This window comes from Porphyrobacter sp. SLTP (assembly GCF_009905735.1).
Taxonomy (GTDB): Bacteria; Pseudomonadota; Alphaproteobacteria; order Sphingomonadales; family Sphingomonadaceae; genus Erythrobacter.
In genome coordinates this window covers 244,599-261,745 of sequence record NZ_JAAALE010000001.1, presented here as the reverse complement: position 1 = coordinate 261,745, position 17,147 = coordinate 244,599, and the positions used below count along the sequence as shown (strand labels likewise).

The window sequence follows — 17,147 nt, the reverse complement described above, 5'->3', positions numbered from 1 at the left end:
GCTATTGCAGCCTGCCAATCGCGCCGCTGGCCGATTTGAGCGCAGCGCGGAAATCGGCCGGGCGGTAGGCATTGGGCTCCTCGACCGCCTTGTACGCCCGGGCGATTTCGCCGCGGATTCCCGCCGCTGCGCCCTGCGTCACCCGGCCTTCGCGCACCAGCGCATTCAGCAGCGTATCGACCGCCATCACCGCCTGCACCGATCCGGCATAGTCGGTAAAGCGCGGCGCCGTCGCTTCGCCCGCGATGATCGCGATCACCTTGAATGCGTCGGCATCTGCATAGGCACGACCCGACAAGGCATCGGCCAAGAGACCGGCATGGACCGACAATGCCTGCGCAGCAGCGCGCGCCTCGCCCGGCCCCTGCCCCATCGCCGCATGGAAGCCGCGCGCGGCGCTCTGGAACTTCGCCGCCTCGCCCGGCACCAGCGCGCCTGCGACCGCCTGAAGCATGATCATGTTCTCGTCATTGAACGGCGGGTTGCCGAACGGGATTGGCCGCGCGGGATTGGTCTCGAAGGTGAGCTTGCGGTGCGGGCCATCGGTGATTGTCCGGTGGCACGAATGGCAGTCGTAGAAATAGAACTGCGGGAAGGCGCCCTCGTAGGCGAATTTGGGCTGCGTGAAGAGGCTGGTCGCGCGGCGCACTGCTTCGGCCTGCCCCACCGCCCAGAACCGCACCGAATTGGGCGTCGCCTTCCGTGCGGTATAATCCCCGTCGATATTGTGGTGCTGCTGGAGCGCGCTGAACAGATCGAGCTCGAACGAGACGCGCGGGTGGCCTGCCGCCATCATCGCGTGGGTGACGAACTGACCCGGTTTCGCCGATCCATAATGGCAATCGAGGCAGACATTGGCCCGCGCCTTGGGATTGTCGAGCGGCGTCAGCCCGGCCGCGACGTTCGAGGCATGGGTGGCGGGCAGCGCATAGTGCTCTGCCAGCCAGGTCCCGCCCGACGGCCCGTGGCAGCTTTCGCACCCGACCCCGTCGGTGACCGTGAACTTCGCCCCGCGCTGACCGGCGGGGACATTGGTGGAATGGCATCCGAGGCACGCCGGGGCCGATTGCGCATTACCCAGCCCGAGGCTTGCTGCGATCTGCTGCCCGCGCCGACCGCCGAGCACGGCATAGGCGCGGGAATGGGCGCCGCTGGGGGATGAGGGTTCTTGCCAGGTGGCGATCTCGTCCTGCCGGACCACCGCGCCATTGCCTTCGGCCCGGCCATGACAGGTCGATCCGGCGCAGCTGGCGACGCCTTCGAATGTGCCGTTACCGATCGCGCCAGAGGCCGGGTAGAGCGCGGCGAGAGCGACCACCGCCGCGACGCGCAAAGCTCCCCGCCGCTGCGCCAGGCCAGTGATCACATCCGCCCAAAATCGCCTCATCCCATCCCCCCCGAGATGCCCGAGAGCCGGATTGCCCTAAACCATGACAGGCTAGCACGCGCCCCCATGCGATGCTTGTAACCCTGCGTCTGGTTTGATCGTCCGCCTACCGATTCCCCCCGTATGACCGACCCCTGCCCCCTTGTCCCAAGCTTGGGGCCGGGATGCAACAGCCAATGCGGTTTCAGCCCCCGCTGGCTTCGGCCGACGCCTCAAGGCTGGAGGCCAGCGCTTCGAGCTGCACCGTGCAGCCCTTGGCGATCAGCGCTTCGGCGAGCGCATCGGGCGCCTCGTAATCTTCGGGCAGCAGCACGAAGTCGATCTGCGCGCTGGTGGCGTTGTCCGGCCCGGTGATGGTGTAGGGCGCGCCCTCCACGATCGGCAGGCGCGCCGGATCGAGCGCGGCGATCATCACCGTCTCGTCGAAGGTGACATCGACCGCTGCGCCGTTCTCACGGTTGAACATCCGGTAGGTGCTGGTGCCGGGCGTGCCGGGGCGCCACAGGCGCACAGTGGCAAGGTCGTAAAGGCAGATTGTGCCCGAACGGGTGACGTCGACATACCACAGGCTGGGATTGGTCGGGTTCTCGTCCGCCTCGCCGCGCACGGCCCCGGTCCGCACGCGGGTGGCGGCGCGCTTCCGGGTTAGGGAGGCGAAGCGGTCCGCTGCGACCTGCGGACGGTCGCCCACACGGAAGGTTCCAGCCCCCTTGATGACGCGCGTGCCGTCTGCGGTGAGCACGGTGATCACATCCCCCGCCTTCAGCGTGATCGAGGCATTGTCATCGACCTTGGTGCCAACCGGGTATTTGGACGAGGAAGGGCCGGTGGATTTCACCACCACCCCGGCCATCGCCGCAACCGGAAGCGCCAGCGCCGCACCCACAAGCGCGAGCGCCGTCAGCCGCGATTTCATGTTATCCGAGAACATAGGTTCCTCCCTCGTCCATTGCTTCCATGCGCCGGGCAAGATTGCTCAGCGCTGTATCATCAGGGTGGCGCGCGGCCACCTGCTGGGCCAACCGGAGCGCGGTTGCGCGGTCCGTCGCGGCGAGCTGGCAAGCCTCGGCCAGCAGCGCGCGGTCTTCGGCCGGGAAATCAGGCGCAGGTTCAAACAGATCCACCGCCCGCGCTCGCCCGCGCAATTGCACCCGTCCCATGGCGCGCCACCAGTCGAGCCCCGAAGCCTCGGCGAATTCGCGACTGGCCATCACCGCTGAATCGAGCGCCTTGTTGGCCGCCTCAAGCCGGGCAGCCGTGTTCATGGAGTCGCCGAGCGCAGTATACTGGATCCGGGTCGCGCCGCCAAAGTTCCCGATCACCGCCTCGCCGTAATGCAGGCCCACGCGGGTCTTGCCGATCGGCGGCAGGCTGGCATCCATCGCTGCCACCTCGCGCCGGAACGCCTCGCCCGCTTGCCACATCGCATAGCCCGCGCGTGCCGCGCGCGTGCCATCATCCGGCCGGCTGATCGGCGCACCCCAGAACGCCACCACCGCATCGCCGACGAATTTGTCGATCACGCCGCCATGATCGAGCACCACCTGGCTCAGCAGATCAAGATAGCGGTTGAGCAGCTTGGCCACCATCTCCGGCTCGATCGCGTGGCTCATCTTGGTGAAGCCCTCCAGATCGCTGAACAGCACGAAAATTGCGCGCTTCTCGCCGCCCAATGACAGCAATTCGGGCTTGTCGATAATCGCCAGGGCGATGTCGCGCGGGATGTATTTGCCGAGCGCTCCCGTGGCGAAATTGCGCTGGACCGCGCCCGATGCGCGCGCGGCGGTGGTGACGGCGGTGAAGACGATGATCCACCCGATCAGCCAGCCGACCACCGGCAATCCGTAGGTATCGACATTGCGAACCTGCAACAGCACCGGCACGCCCTGAAAAATCACCAGCTGGGCGACGCCAAACAGCGCAAGCCGCCGCGCGGGCCATTCGAGCAGGGCGGTCAGAACCGCGACCATGATCACCAGAATCGCCATGGCCCACAGCACCCAAGCCGGGATCGGGGTGAGAACGCGACCATCGAGCATCTGGGCGATGATCTCGGCATGGACGGCAATCCCTGGGGGCACTTCGCCATTGATCGAGGTGAAGGTCGTCTCAACCCGGTCATAGTCGACGATATCGCCGCCGATCAGGATATATTTGCCCGCATATTGTTCCTTGAGAAAGGGCAGGATCTCCGGGTCGGGATCGACGAACAGGTCGATCTGGGCCGGGGGGAACAGCACCGAATCCTGAAACTTGGGCCGCCGGTAATCGATCGCGCCCTCGTAATTGGCAAAGGCGGTGGCAGGTTCGCCCGCATCGGCCAGCATCACGCGCCCGAGCAGCGGCGGCAGGCCCTCGCGGATATCGGGCCACAGCCGGGTTGCGCCAAAGGTGTTGTCGAGCCGGATGCTCGCCGGGCGCGCCTTGCTGCCTTTCAGCCGCGCCATGAAGGCTTCGAGAAACTGCTGCTGTTCGTATTCGATGTCGTCCGGGTTGGTCGCCTTGGCCGCATAGGCGACCGCGACCGGAGTTTTCATCGCGCGCAGTGTGGCGATCAGTTCCTCGTCCTCGTCCTGCGGCTGGTCGAACAGGATGTCGATCCCGATCGCCTTGGGCTCGAAGGTGTCGAGCGTGCGCAGCGTCTTGGCGAGCAGGCCGCGGTCCAGCGGCGAGCGTTTGCGCGCGGCGATCAGGGTCTGGTCGGTATAGACGACGAGCACGACCCGCTGGTCTTCCTCGACCAGATCGGCGGAATAATAGGCCCTGAGATCGTAGAACGCGCGCTCAGCCTCGCTGGTGAGCGGGGTGGGCTCGGACCCGTCGGGCAGCACCCAGCTGTAGCGTGCGATGAACAGCGCCACGCACAGGAGCATGACGGTCAAAGCCAGCTGCATCCCGCCCGCTTCGCGCACGTTGCGCCAGCCGCGCGCCAGCCAACCGAGGCGCAAGGCGGAGCCAGCGGCAGCGGCAGCGCTGGTGTTCATGGCAACAGCAGCGCCTCAACGCGCCAGCTTGGCCGCACCATCGCCCACCACGGCAAAGGCCGACCAGTAGAACGGGTGCGAGGTCTCGGCATCGTCCATCAACGCTTCCTGTGAGGCTTTGAGCGCTTCGGCGGTGGCGCGGCCGTTCTCGGCAAACAGGCCCGATATGAGGCGTCCGGTCGCGTTGAAATCGTCGGGCACCGGCCAATGGCTCGCGAGCACGGTTCGCCCTCCGGCACCCACGAAGGCGCGCACCAGCCCATCAAGCGCGAACTCGCCGCCGCCGGTAACGCCGGCCTCCCGGGTCGCGCCCACCGTCGCGCTGCCGGCGGTGTCGCAAGCCGAGAGGATCACGAGGTCGGCATCGATGCGCAGGCCGAAAATCTCGGCGAAGCTCAGCAGCCCGTCCGAGCCTTCCGCGCTGTCGAAGCTGGTCAGCAGCGCCGGGCGGGGCGGACATTGCGGCTGGGGCGCCGTGACCAGGCCATGCGTGGCAAAGTGCAGAATGCGATATTCGGACAGGTCAGGCAGAGCGGCAATCGCGTTGTCCGTGAAGGCAGCGCCGGTCAGGATTCGAGCGCCCTCGCCAAAGCGGGCCGCTGCGCCGCGCAGTTCGTCGGCCTTGATCGGATTGGCCCAGATATTGGGCGACCACAGGCACTTCTCGCCCGCCTCCACAGCAGCGCGGGTGCGTGATGCGCCGGGCGTGGCGGCGCCAATCGGCGCGTTTTCGCCAAGCCCGAGATAGGCGCGCGTGCCATCCGATGGCGGGGCCGCCCGCACATCGCGGAACGCCGAGGCGGCCACCGAGGTGCTGATCTGGGTGGTGCGTCCGAGCCATTTGGTGCCGCGCAGGTCATATTCGTCCGCGCCCTGCTGTTTCATCCGCGCCTGATAGGCCGCTACGCTGGCATCATCGGTGACCAGCAGGTTGATCGGCAGTTTGAGCAGCGCGCCATCGGGCTCGAACACGATGTGGCGGGCCTTGGGCAGTTCGTCGGCCACCGGGGTGAACAGCCGAACGTAAAGCTCACGCGCACGCACGATGTCGAAGGGATAGGTCAGCACCTGTCCGCCTTCGACAACCGCGATGCTATCACGGATCTGGCTCACCAGCTTGTCGAGCTGCGCCGGAGTGGCATCGGCCCGCCAGGCCATCGCAGCATCGCGGGTGGCGTAGATGACATAGGCATCGCTTTCGAGCGTCGCCAGCTTCACATAGGCCTCGCCCTCGGTGAGCGTGGCTTGCAGGTCGGCGAGCGTGATCGCCTGTTCGGTAACAGCACGGTAGCGCGGATAGGCGGCGAGCTTGTCCAGCACCTCGGCCTGCTGCTGCCGCAGCAATTCCAGCCGCGCCGCCCGTTCGGCGATCAGCGCCGTCTGTCCGGCGTCTGGTTCGGGTATGGTCTCCAGTTCGAGCAGCGCGGTGCGCAGCTGTTCGATCCCGCGGCCAAGATTGGTGGCGGTGCGGAACATTTGCGAGGCTTCATCACTGCCGCCCGAAAGCTCGCGCGCCAGGGCCGCCTGAGTCTGCGCGAGACCGGGGCGCTGGAGCAACTGGCTGGCGGCGAACAGATCGCCCGCTGCGCTCTCATTGCCGCGGCCCTCGTCGATCAGCAGCCCGAAATAGGGCGTCAGCAAGCTGCGGAGCGACGGCATGGCCCGGCCATCGGCATCGGCGATGATCGTCCGGTAGAGCGCCAGCGCCTCGTCACGGCGACCGCTGCGCGCAAAGAGACCGGCCAGCTGCGCCCGGGCGGTGCCCAGCGCGGGCGAGCCGGGGTAGGTCACTTCGAGCAAAGTGATCCCCTGCTTGTGCAGCCGCTCCGCCTCCCCCTGCTTGCCGGAACGTTCGGCGAGTTCGGCAAGCTCACCCAGCACCTGCGCTCGCAGCCACATGATCGACACCACGCGTCCGCCGCGCACATCGCCAAAGATCGCTTCAGCCGTGCGGAGGAAGCCTGCGGCATCCTCGGTCCGGCCCATCTGCCGCAGCACTGTCGCCTTGAGATAGGCGTGCTGCCCATCCAGCAGCTGCGCGCGTTCCAATGGGGTCAGGCTCAGCGCATAGTCACCCGTGACCCGCCCGCTTTCGCTGGCCAGCTGTCCCGCCAGCGCCGGCCCGATCTGGAGATCGGCGAGCGCCGCATTATCGGCGAATTCGACCGGCAACGGCGCATCGAGCAGCGCGAGCGCGCGCGCCGACTGGCGCTGATTGAGCGCGTCCATCGCTTCGTAGTTGCGTTGCAGGCGGGCCAGCACCGGGCTGGTCGCGCTGACGCTGCGCAACTCGGCAAAACGGCGGCGGCTTTCGGAGAAATTGCCGAGATTGGATTGTTGCAACGCTTCATTGAGCCGCGCTTCGGCCGCACCCGGCCCGGCCAGTGCGGCTGACGATGCCGCAAAAAACTCCGCTGCTTCGGCAAATTCTCCGGCGTTGCTGCGGCGATAGGCTTCGATCAGTGCCTGGTCCGCCGCGATCGCTTCGGCCTGCTGGCGCGCAAAGGCGACCGCGTCAGTGGTGCTGGTGAGCGGGATTTCGACGATGCCGGGCACCACCGCATCGCTCGCCAATGATGCCATGCCCAGTTCGAGCGCCTTGGCATAGGCCGTCAATCCGCTGGCCGCATAGGTGCGCCCTCCGCGATTGCCGATCAGCAAATCCGAGCGCAGCACGCTCCCCTCCTTGGCGCAGGAGAAGCGTTGCACGGTGGCGATTCCCGTCACGGCGGCAGCACCGGCAGCGCCATCGGTGCAGCGCGCATCCGCCCCGGCAAAGCGCGCCGGTGGAGGTGCCGCGTTGCCGGTCTTCACCACCCACAGCGTGCCGACCGGCGCGGCGGCATCGCGGCAGATCACCGAATAACGTCGGTCGAACAGCCCCGCGCCCGGCTCGGGGGCGAGGATTTGCGCTTCGCACAAGCCGTTCGAGCCGATCGGGAAAGTGTCCCGCAGGCTGAGGCTCGCCGTGCCCGGCTCACGCGCGGCCGTCTGGCTGGCTGGCAAAGTCCCCATCAGCCCGAGCGCCGCCAGCGCGGGCAGAATGAAGCGTGCCTTGTCCTTGGACTGGGTCATCTCACTTCCCTCCCGTCGGGGGTGTCTGGCCGCCGCCATAGAGCGAGGCGTCGCCGCCACTGGTCACCGGTTCATCGAGCATCTCGTCCTCCGAGATCAACGCCGCATCGGCACGCTGCGGGAAGTCGATGCCGAAGCGTGCGTCGTCTTCCTCGTCGGTGAAGGCAGGCAGGGGTGCGCCGATGATGTTCAGGGGTTCCAGCAGGGTGGGGTTGTTGAGCGCGAGCGGGGTTGGCGGGACAATGATCGTCAGCGCCCCGGGCTCGAAGGTGGTGATGTAGTTCGGCCCGGCGACGAGCGTGCCTTGCCGGATGACGAAGATGCCGCGGGTCTCCCCCGGATCGCGCGAGAGGCTGCCGGTGAGCTGGTCATTGTTGACGAGGCCATCGCCGCCGATGGTGAAGGTGAACAGCGGATCCGGCTCGCCGACCAGCTTGTCCTTGTCATCCGCCCGGATGGTGATGGGGCGCGGTGTGATCGTCAGCTGGCCGTTGGTGAAGCTCACCGCGTAATTCGCGCCTGCCGTCAGCGTGCCTTGCGTGATGGCGACATTGCCGACCCCGGTGGTGACGCCAGCCGTGGTCGCCAGCGCGCCGGTCAGCTGATCGCCATTCACCAGCCCCGACCCGCCCAGCGTGAAGGTCAGCGCCGGATTGGCATTGCCATAAATACGGGTCACGTTGTCGGCCGTGATCGTGATCGGACGCGGTGTGATCGTCAGCTGGCCATTAGTGAAGCTCAGGGAATAGTTGGAGCTGGCTCCCAAAGTGCCCTGCGTGATCGCGATATTGCCGATGGCGGTGGTCACGTCAGCCGTGGTCGCGAGCGCGCCGGTCAGTTGATCGCCGTTCACCAGACCCGCCCCGCCGACCGTGAAAGTCAGCGCCGGGTTAGCGTTGCCATAGATCCGCGAGAGGCTGTCCGCCGACACGGTGATGGGGCGCGGTGTGATCGTCAGTTGGCCGTTGGTGAAGCTCACCGAATAGTTCGCGCCTGCCGTCAGCGTGCCCCGTGTGATCGCGCTGGTGCCGACTCCGGTGGTCACATCAGGCGTGGTCGCCAGCGCGCCGCTCAGCTGATCGCCGTTCACCAGACCCGACCCGCCGACTGTAAAGGTCAGTGCCGGGTTGGCGTTGCCATAGATGCGCGAGATGTTGTCCGCCGTCACACTGATCGGGCGCGGTGTGATCGTCAGTTGGCCATTGGTGAAGCCCACCGAATAGTTCGCGCCAGCTGTCAGCGTGCCTTGCGTGATGGCGATGGTGCCGACTCCGGTGGTCGCGTCAGCCGCGGTCGCCAGCGCGCCGGTCAGCTGGTCGCCGTTCACCAGCCCCGCTCCGCCAAGCGTGAAGGTCAGCGCCGGATTGGCGTCGCCATAGACCCGGCTGAAGCTGTCCGCCGTGATCGTCAGCCCGCGCGGGGTGATCGTCAGCTGGCCGCCCACAAAGGTCAGCGCGTAGTTGGAACTGGCCGCCACCGTGCCTTGCGTGATCGCGACATTGCCGACCCCGGTGGTCACGTCAGCCGTCGTCGCCAGCGCGCCCGTCAGCTGATCGCCATTCACCAGCCCCAAATCGCCCACCGTGAAGGTCAGTGCCGGGTTGGCATTGCCATAGACCCGGCTGAGATTGTTCGCAGTCACGGTGATGGGACGCGGCGCGATCGTCAGCTGGCCGGAGTTGAAGGTGAATTGATACCCCTGCTCGCTGAGCAAGGATCCCTGCGCCGCGTTGATGGCGAACAGGCCGACATTGGAGGTGCTATTGGCGAGCGTCGTCAGCAGCGGCGCGCCGGACAGGTTCGCAACTCCGTCACCCGGCAGGAAGCCGGTGACGCTGGCGGTTAGCGCCGGGTCCGCGTTGCCATAAAAGCGAGTGAGATCATTGGCGGTCACGGTCAGGACCGGCACAATCCGGAAGGCCGCGAAATTGCCACCGGGGTTCAGCGCATCGTAGGCCGCCGCGTTCGCGACGTTATAGCGCCGTGCATAATTGCCGAAGGAGCCGATCTGCGATCCCGTCGGCGTCGCAGCGAAGATGCCGTAATGCCCGCCGCCGGTCAGGATCAAACCGGCATCGCCATTGAGGTTGATGACCTCGCCATTGAGCGAGGCCAGATCGATCGCGCGTCCGGTGCCCGAAGCGGTCAACACGCCCGAGCCGATCACCGCAATGTCGCTGCCGGGCGTGGTGCCGAAGTTGCGTGCGTCGATCTGGCCAGCGGTGATATTCGCCAGCGTGATAGCGCCGCTCTCTTGTCCGGGGACGCCGCCACTATCGAACAGGCGCAGCGTCACTGTGCCGGTGCCGGCATTGATCGAACTGCCCTGTGCCATCGTGATGACCGCTGGACCGGCCGGGCCCGGGGGAAGCGGGAGCGTTCCGGCAACGTTAGCCAGCAGGTCGACCGTGCCATTGCCCACTGCCAGATTGGCATCGAGCAGGATCGAGCGTCCCGCATTGAGGCTGATCGATTGCCCGCCAAGGCTGATCCCGCCGCTATTGTCGTCGGTAATCTCGATCCCACCGCGCGAGGTCACCGTGATCGCCGTGGTGTTGGCGGCGACAGGCTGGCTGCCGATGATCGATCCGGCTCCGGTGATGATCTGGATGTCGTCATAGGCCGAGACATCGAGCGAGCCCGTCACATTCAGATTGCCACCTTGGGCGACCAACTGTGATGCTGGCGGATCGCCGATGATCGCATCGCCCAGCGCCGTGACCAGCATGGTGCCGGCGTTGACGTTGCCGCCGCCAAGATCGACCAGGAACCGGCCTGCACCATTGGCCTGCGTGCCGGGGCTACCGCCAGCGGCATCGGCGGACATGGTGAGCACAGCGGTGTTGATCGCCGCCTGGCTACCAGCAGCGCCCTGAAGCAAGGTGCTGCCCGCAGCCGCGCTGCCGCCGCCGGAGGTCTGGGCATTGCTGTTTATGCTGATCAGGTTCGTATCGGCTTGGGTGGCGCCGCTGTATTCAAGGCGCGTGGAGCCGCCATTGGCGATCCCACCTGTCTGCCCCGCATCGGCGGCCGCCGCAAAGGCGCGCGCCTCGATGAAGAGCTGGCCGACAGCGAGGGTCGAATTCGCCAGGTTCAGCGCTGCTCTGCCGCTCGCAGCGTTGCCGGTGGTGGCCCCCGCGCCGCCATTGGCTTGCGAGCGCACCCGCAGGACGCCGGGCAGCCCGACGGCGTTGGCGGCGATGGTGAGGGTGGAATCGGTCACCACCACATCGGCATTGGCGCTGGTTGCCGCGCCTCCTGCTCCATTCGGCGCTCCGGCCCCGCCAAGCGCATCAACAGCGATGACATTCTGGCCGATCAGGCCGAGATCCGAGCCGCTGATCGCCACCGTCATGTTCGCGCTGGCTGCGTTGCCGCCGGTTCCGCCAGAGCCTGTCCCAGCGCCGCCTTGCGCGGTTGCGAGGAATTCGAAATTGCCGCCGGTAAAGGTGCTGTTGGTGATGTTCACAGTGGCCGGTGTGGCGCGCGCATTGCCGCCCGCCACATCGCCCGCGCCGCCTTGATTGGTCCCGCCAACCGAAAGGCCTGACTGGCCGCTCGCATTGGGGAGGAAGTTGATCGTCGCCTGATTGGCGGTGAAGCTGACCAGCCCGCCGTCAATGTTCTCGAAGGCATCCCCGCCGATGCGGCCCGCGCCGCCGGTGGCCTGATCGACCACCACCGTCCGGCCGACGATGTTGAGCGTCGCCCCCAGTACTTCAAGCGTGTTGCGGCCCCCGAAGCCGTCACCGCCGTCGCCGGTGCCCGAGCCATTGCCGCCGACGCCGCCGGCCACGCCGCCCAGCAGCTCCAGCGTTGCCGTGCCGCCATTCAGCACCCGGATCTGGCGGTTGCCGCCTCTGGCGTTACCGCCGCTGATGTTGCTGCCGGCCAGCAGGCTCGACCCGCCTTCGGCAAACACCGAAAATACCGTCTCGCCCATAGTCATGGTGCCGCCGTCGACTTCGATCAGGCCTGTGCCGCCAGATGCCGCGCCGCCGGTGCCGCCTTCTGCGAGCGAGCCGCCACCCAACCCGCGCGCGAACAGCCGGTTGAACCCGCCACTGCCCGGATCATTGTTGGGGTTGGCGGGCAAGGCCAGCAACCCACCTTGCGCCGCGCGCAGCACAATCGCACCGCCATTGCCCGCGCCGCCGATACCCGTGCCGCCCGTGGTGATGCCACCGATCCCGAGCGCGGCGACAATCGCGCCGCCGTTGAGGGGGTCGGCAAAGAGGTTGAAATCAAAATTGCGCTCGACGATCAGGCTGCTGCCCGCGCCCAAGCTTCGCAGTTCGGCAGAACCCCCAAACCCGGCCCCGCCGACATAGGCAACCTGATCAGCTTCGCTCTCGCCGCCGCGCCCGCTGGCGGTCACCTGAAGGGAGCCGAAACGCACCACACTGGCCGCCTGCGCCTGCGTAAAGGCAACCCCGCCGCGCCCAATGCCCCCGATCCCACCCTCATCCGGTGTGCCGCCAAAGCCATTGGCGCGGATCGCCGCGTTGCCCGAGAAAGTCCCGCTGCCCTGCGTGCCGTTGGTCACCGCGATATAGGCCGTGCCGCCCGTGCCGTTACCGGCATTGCCGGTCTGAGCAGAACCGCCAGCGCCATTCGCCTCGACGGTCGTGTTGCCCGAAACCGTCACGCGGATGCCTTGCAATTCGATAGCCGCTTCCCCGCCGAGGCCAGGCCCGCCCGCTGAAAAGCCGCTACTCCCGCCAACGCCAGTCGCGGCTGCACTGAACTGGGTCATGGCCACAGTGCCGCCAAGGCTGCCGATCGCTTGCGCCGCGCCGCCGGTCCCGCTGCCGCCCACGCGCCCCTCGCCGCCGATGCCCACGGCTTCGAGCGTGACCTGATTGGCGGTTATGTCGCCCGCCCGCACCGTCAGCGCCGCAGAGCCGCCGGTGCCATTGCCGCCCGCGCCGGTCGCAAAACCGAAGTCCGCACCGCCGCCACTGCCGCCAATGCCGTCGGCGGTGGCCACCACATTGCCGAAATTGGCGGTTCCCTCACCGACCGAGCCGTTCAGCCCAAACAATTCCAAGCCAGTCTGCGCCCGTCCGCCAAAGCCGTCGCCGCCGCGTCCGCCATTGATCAGTGAGGCAGCAGCCCCGCCCCGGCCGCCCGTGCCCATTGCCAAAAGTAGCGCGCTTCCAATTACCGTGAGGTTGCCCCTGTCACCACCAGCAAGAATATAAGCACCGTTGGTGAAGGTCGGATCGGCCTGATTGGGGGCAGCACCATCCCCGCCAATGCCGTCGCCACCGCGCCCGGGGGCAATTGCGGCACCGTCGGTCTGCCCGCCCCCGCCGCCAATGCCTTGTGCAGAAACGCGTGCATCGCCGCCGATGGTGAGCGTGGCGGTCTGTGCCAGCGTGCCAGCGGCCCGGAAGACCGCAGCACCGCCCCGACCAATCCCGCCATTGCCGCCAAACCCGAATGTCGCGTTGCCACCAACACCTTCGCTGGTCGCTTGTGCGCGACCCAAAGTGGTTATCGTGCCGATTTCGGCGATCGCTCCGGCAATCCCGCCGGACCCGTCGCCGCCGATCTGCCCGGCGGCGCCCTCACCGCGCGCATCAGCTCGGAAGCTGGCGTCGATTGCTCCGCCGATGGCGATCGTACCGCCTGAGAAGGTCGTCGCCGAAGCGCGGCCGCCCAGCCCGACGCCGCCGGTGCCACCGCCATTGGCGCCGCCGAACCCTTGTGCGTCGAGCTGCATGCGTCCGGTTATGGTGATCAGCCCCGGCCCGTTGATTGTGGCCGCAGCTGTCCCGGCATCGCCGATTGAACCCGCCCCGCCGCTGTTCGAAGCACCGCCGCGAGCACTCGCATTGGCCTCGACTTCGCCGCCAATGGTCAAAGTGCCGCCGCCAGCAGCCACAGTCATCAATGCTTGCCCGCCATAGGCGTTCGACACGGTCGAGAGGCTGACCTGCGAACCCTCTGCCGCGATCGCCTCAGCGAACAGGCTGAGTTTCTGCGCGACATTGACCGAGCCCCCCTGCGTTGCCGCAAGCTGCGCCAGCCCGCCGCGGGCTTCGGCACCCACGACGGCACCTGCGGTCGTGGTGGCGAGTCCGCGCGCTGTGATGGTGGCATCCCCGCCCAGGCCGATCGTGCCGCCCGCCGCACTGACCACCGCCGAGCCGGCGATGGCCCTGCCTGCTGTCAGATTGACGGGATCAAATCCGCCCAAGGCATCGGCCGTCACCAGCGTGCTGCCCGAAATGGTTACATCACTGCCGACCCCGGCAAGGATCAGCGCAGATCCGCCTTGGGCATTGATCGCATCAAGCAATTGCGGGTTGGGGTCGCTCACGCCGTAATCACGCGAGTCGACCAGCGCATCGCCGGTGACGGTGAAACCCTGCCCGTTTTGCGCAATCAATTCGGCATTCTGGCGGCCGACGAGCAGCAGATTGCCGGCGACCGAACTGGCGACATCGAAGGATGTTGCCTGCACCCGGTGCGTGCCGATCGCGAGCAGGCTGCTGCTGGCGATGAAATCATCGATGAAAATGTCGGCGCGCACATCGCTTAGTTCGGAATCGCCGTTGAAGGTCGCCGCGATCCCGCTGCTGATGGTGTCGCCGTTCACAGCGCGGCCGGACACGTTGTAGTTGGCCGACAGGATAATCTCGCCATTGACGATACCGGCGCCCTGTGCGGGGTCGAAGCCGAGATTGCCGCTGAACAGCATGCTGATCGGGTCGGCTCCGGCGCGGGCCACGCCGTAGATCATGTGATTGTCGCCCGACCCGGTGCTCGATGGGCCGCCGACATTGCCGTTGACCGTCACCACCTCGCCGGACGCCGCCGTGCCGACCGGAACCAGGATGCTGAACAGACCATTCGAGAAGCCGAGATTGACCACCTCGCCCGCGACATAGGCATGGCTGCCGTTGATCCGCGCCGTGCCCACCATTTCGATATCGGCCGCGACCACAGCGAAATAGGCGTTTTCCGGCGTCGCCAGAATCTGTGCGCCGGGATTGATCTGGACACGCGCGGTCGATCCCGCGGCGCCCGTGAAGGTCGCAATGCCGCCTTGCCCGAAAGCCTCGAAGTCGCCCGGCTGGATGTCCAGGGTGGTCAACAGCAGACTGCCGACATCGAAGGTTGCGGTGCCGCCGATCAGGATCCCGGTCGGCGAATAGAAGGCAACCGTCCCGGCCGGCGAGCTCCCGCTATTCTGGTCGACGAAACGCGACAGGACCGTGCCATTAATCGTTAAAACGTTACCGTTGGCGGTCGGCAGGATCCTGTTCAAAACCGCGAAGTTTGGCGTTTGAAAATTGCGGAACAAGGCGCTGGCATCTTCACGGATGAAATCCAGTGCGTTGCCATTGTTATCCTCGTTCGGCGACCAGTCGATCACCACCGTCGGCGTGAACAGATCGACCGTCGTGCTGGTCGGCCCGCTATTTTCGATGTTCGCCGCACCGAACACGACGTTACCGTCTGCAAGAATGCCCTGTGCTTCGGCCCGGGTGGGCAGCAACAGCGCGAGCGCCAGCGCGGCACTGCCGCAGCCGAGCATGAGCTGCGAGCGCTTGGCATGAGGATGGCGGCTCCGGGTCGCACGGGTCATCTCAATATCTCCACGGCAGCAGGCGGGCAGTGAGCGTGAACATGAAGCGGACATCGCCTCGGTCAGAGGCGAGATCGGGCCGCTGGAGCGGCACCGCGATCAGAAAATCGCTCTGAACCCCCGGTGCCCAGCTGACGCGCAGGCCCCCGCCCGCCGACCACAGCCGGTCGGGATTGGTGGGGGAGCGGCTGGGGTCCTCGTTCCAGACGTAGGCAACATCGGTGAAGAGATAGGGCTGGTAGGCAAGCCCGCCCGCTGTCTTGGAGACGAGCGAGCCGTAGCGCAGTTCGAACGCGCTCATGATCCCGCTATCACCCAGTACCGCGCCCGGATCATAACCGCGCCCGATCGAGAAACTGCCAGCCGCGATTTCCTCGAAGGCGGGCAGCGGATCCTTGGTGATTTGCGCTTGGGTATCCAGCGCGAAGGTCACCTTCGGGGTGGGGCGATATTCGAAATCGGCATTGAGCCGCACCAGCAGCGGCGTCGGGTCAGCTTCGATCCGGCTCGGCGGAACAGCCGCGCCAATGAGGCAGCCAAGCAGATTGGGCCGGCAATCCGGGCTGGTATTGAACACATCGATCCCGTGGCGCGCTTCGATGCCGTAGCGTAGTTGCAGCTTGGGCTCGTAAGGGGAATAGCCACCAGCGCGCAGCACGGATTGCTGATCGGTCCATTCGCCCGCCAACCGGGCATAGGCCATCCGCACCCGGTCATCAGTCAGGCCGAAATTGTTCAGCATCACCTCCTGATCGACATAATCGAAGCCCACATCGGCAAACAGGCTGTGGCCGCGCGTGCGCACCAGCGGATAGCTGGCAAACAGGCTGGCAAAGATGGTTTCGGATTCGACATCGAACCCGGCCAGTCCGACCGCGGGGTTGGAGGTGCTGAAGGTGAACTGCCCGCCCAACCGCAGGCCCTCGCTACCGACGCGGAAGTCGTGGCCGATCTGCAACGTCTGCTGCTCGGCAAACTCCAGCGTGCTGAACAAGGCGACCGTCGTCCGGTCGCCCAGACCCGTCAGATCATAAAGCTCGCCGCGCAGCGTTCCGCCGAAACGGCCGATCGATTTGGAGCCGTAGCTCTGCACGTTGAAATCAACCACGCCGCGCTGGCGCAGAACCGCGATCTCGCCCACCAGATCGCCCGGAGCGCCGCCCGCCGCCGGCCGCAATGACAGGCGCACATCCAGACCCGGCACATCATCGGCGAGCAGCAGATAACGCTCGGCCGCGTTGGTGTTGAACACGTCCTGCCGGGTGAGCTTTTCGAGATAACCCGCCACCAGCTTTTCCGATGGGCCCGCATCGCCGCGCACCCGCACCGCAGTCAGCCGTCCGAACACCACGTTGAAATCGGGGATGTTGTCGGCAAGGTTCTGTTCGGGGATTTCGACGGTGGCGAGATAGCCCTGACGGCGCAGGATCGCATTGGCTTCGGCGCGGATGTCGCACAGCACCGACACGGGCAGCTCCCGCCCGAGATAGTCGGCATAGGCGCTCTCAAGCAAGAGACCCGGCACCCGGTCGAGCCCGTTGAATTGCGCACCGGCCACCGTGAATTTGATCCCGGCAAACTCAGGCCGGTCGAGCGCGCACGGGGGGCGCTCGAAATCGCCGTCGATGGTGAGCGTGACGCTGCGCTCGTCACGGCGCAGTTCGGGCGGGATCAGATCGCTGCGGTTGGGCGGCGTGACCTGGGCGGCTTGGGCAAAGGCCGGATCGCTCGCGCTGGACAACCCCGCGACAAGTGCAAGTGCTGAAACAACTCCGCGCAGGCTGACAGGGCGGAAATCGCGATGATGCCGAGCGCGCCGGATCGAAAAGACGGCGGACTGCACCTGATGCAGGCAGGTATGAGCGTGCGACAAGGTCCCCCCCAAAAGCTCACGCCCCGGCAGGCGCTATGCGCGCGCTCGCGGCGTTATGCCTTTCCCCATGGTCCACACGCCAACAGTAATGTCGCCGGTGAACCTACGACCCCTCGTGGGGAGGGAGACTACTCGGGCCCACCGCAAACACAAGCGCGCAAAGGCCCGCGCGGGCGCTTGCGTGACACTTTGTCGCATTTGAGCAAGTTCCGCGGGCGCAACCAGCGC

The 17,147-nt window shown here is 66.5% G+C and carries 6 protein-coding genes; all 6 read right to left on the bottom strand.

Translation table 11 applies throughout. The annotated features are described in order from the left end of the window. Position 1 precedes the first annotated feature (1 nt). Positions 2–1,387, bottom strand: coding sequence for a multiheme c-type cytochrome (locus GVM20_RS01025; RefSeq protein ID WP_166545440.1), 1,386 nt, complete (start codon positions 1,385–1,387; stop codon positions 2–4). A 184-nt stretch (positions 1,388–1,571) separates the two neighbouring features. Then, positions 1,572–2,318: a hypothetical protein gene (locus tag GVM20_RS01020; protein WP_166545439.1), complete on the bottom strand. Its 747-nt coding sequence runs from the start codon at positions 2,316–2,318 to the stop codon at positions 1,572–1,574. Then, positions 2,305–4,371, bottom strand: a complete 2,067-nt coding sequence (locus tag GVM20_RS01015; protein WP_166545438.1) for an adenylate/guanylate cyclase domain-containing protein — start codon at positions 4,369–4,371, stop codon at positions 2,305–2,307. Before GVM20_RS01015 ends, GVM20_RS01020 begins: the two co-directional genes overlap by 14 nt. 15 nt (positions 4,372–4,386) lie before the next feature. After that, the gene (locus tag GVM20_RS01010; RefSeq protein ID WP_166545437.1) at positions 4,387–7,446 is read right to left on the bottom strand and encodes a CHAT domain-containing protein; all 3,060 of its coding nucleotides are present in this window, start codon (positions 7,444–7,446) and stop codon (positions 4,387–4,389) included. A 1-nt stretch (position 7,447) separates the two neighbouring features. After that, positions 7,448–15,046, bottom strand: a complete 7,599-nt coding sequence (locus tag GVM20_RS01005) for an MBG domain-containing protein (protein ID WP_166545436.1) — start codon at positions 15,044–15,046, stop codon at positions 7,448–7,450. Between the two features lies 1 nt (position 15,047). Then, the gene (locus GVM20_RS01000) at positions 15,048–16,787 is read right to left on the bottom strand and encodes a ShlB/FhaC/HecB family hemolysin secretion/activation protein (protein ID WP_234031778.1); all 1,740 of its coding nucleotides are present in this window, start codon (positions 16,785–16,787) and stop codon (positions 15,048–15,050) included. Between the last annotated feature and the right edge of the window lie 360 nt (positions 16,788–17,147).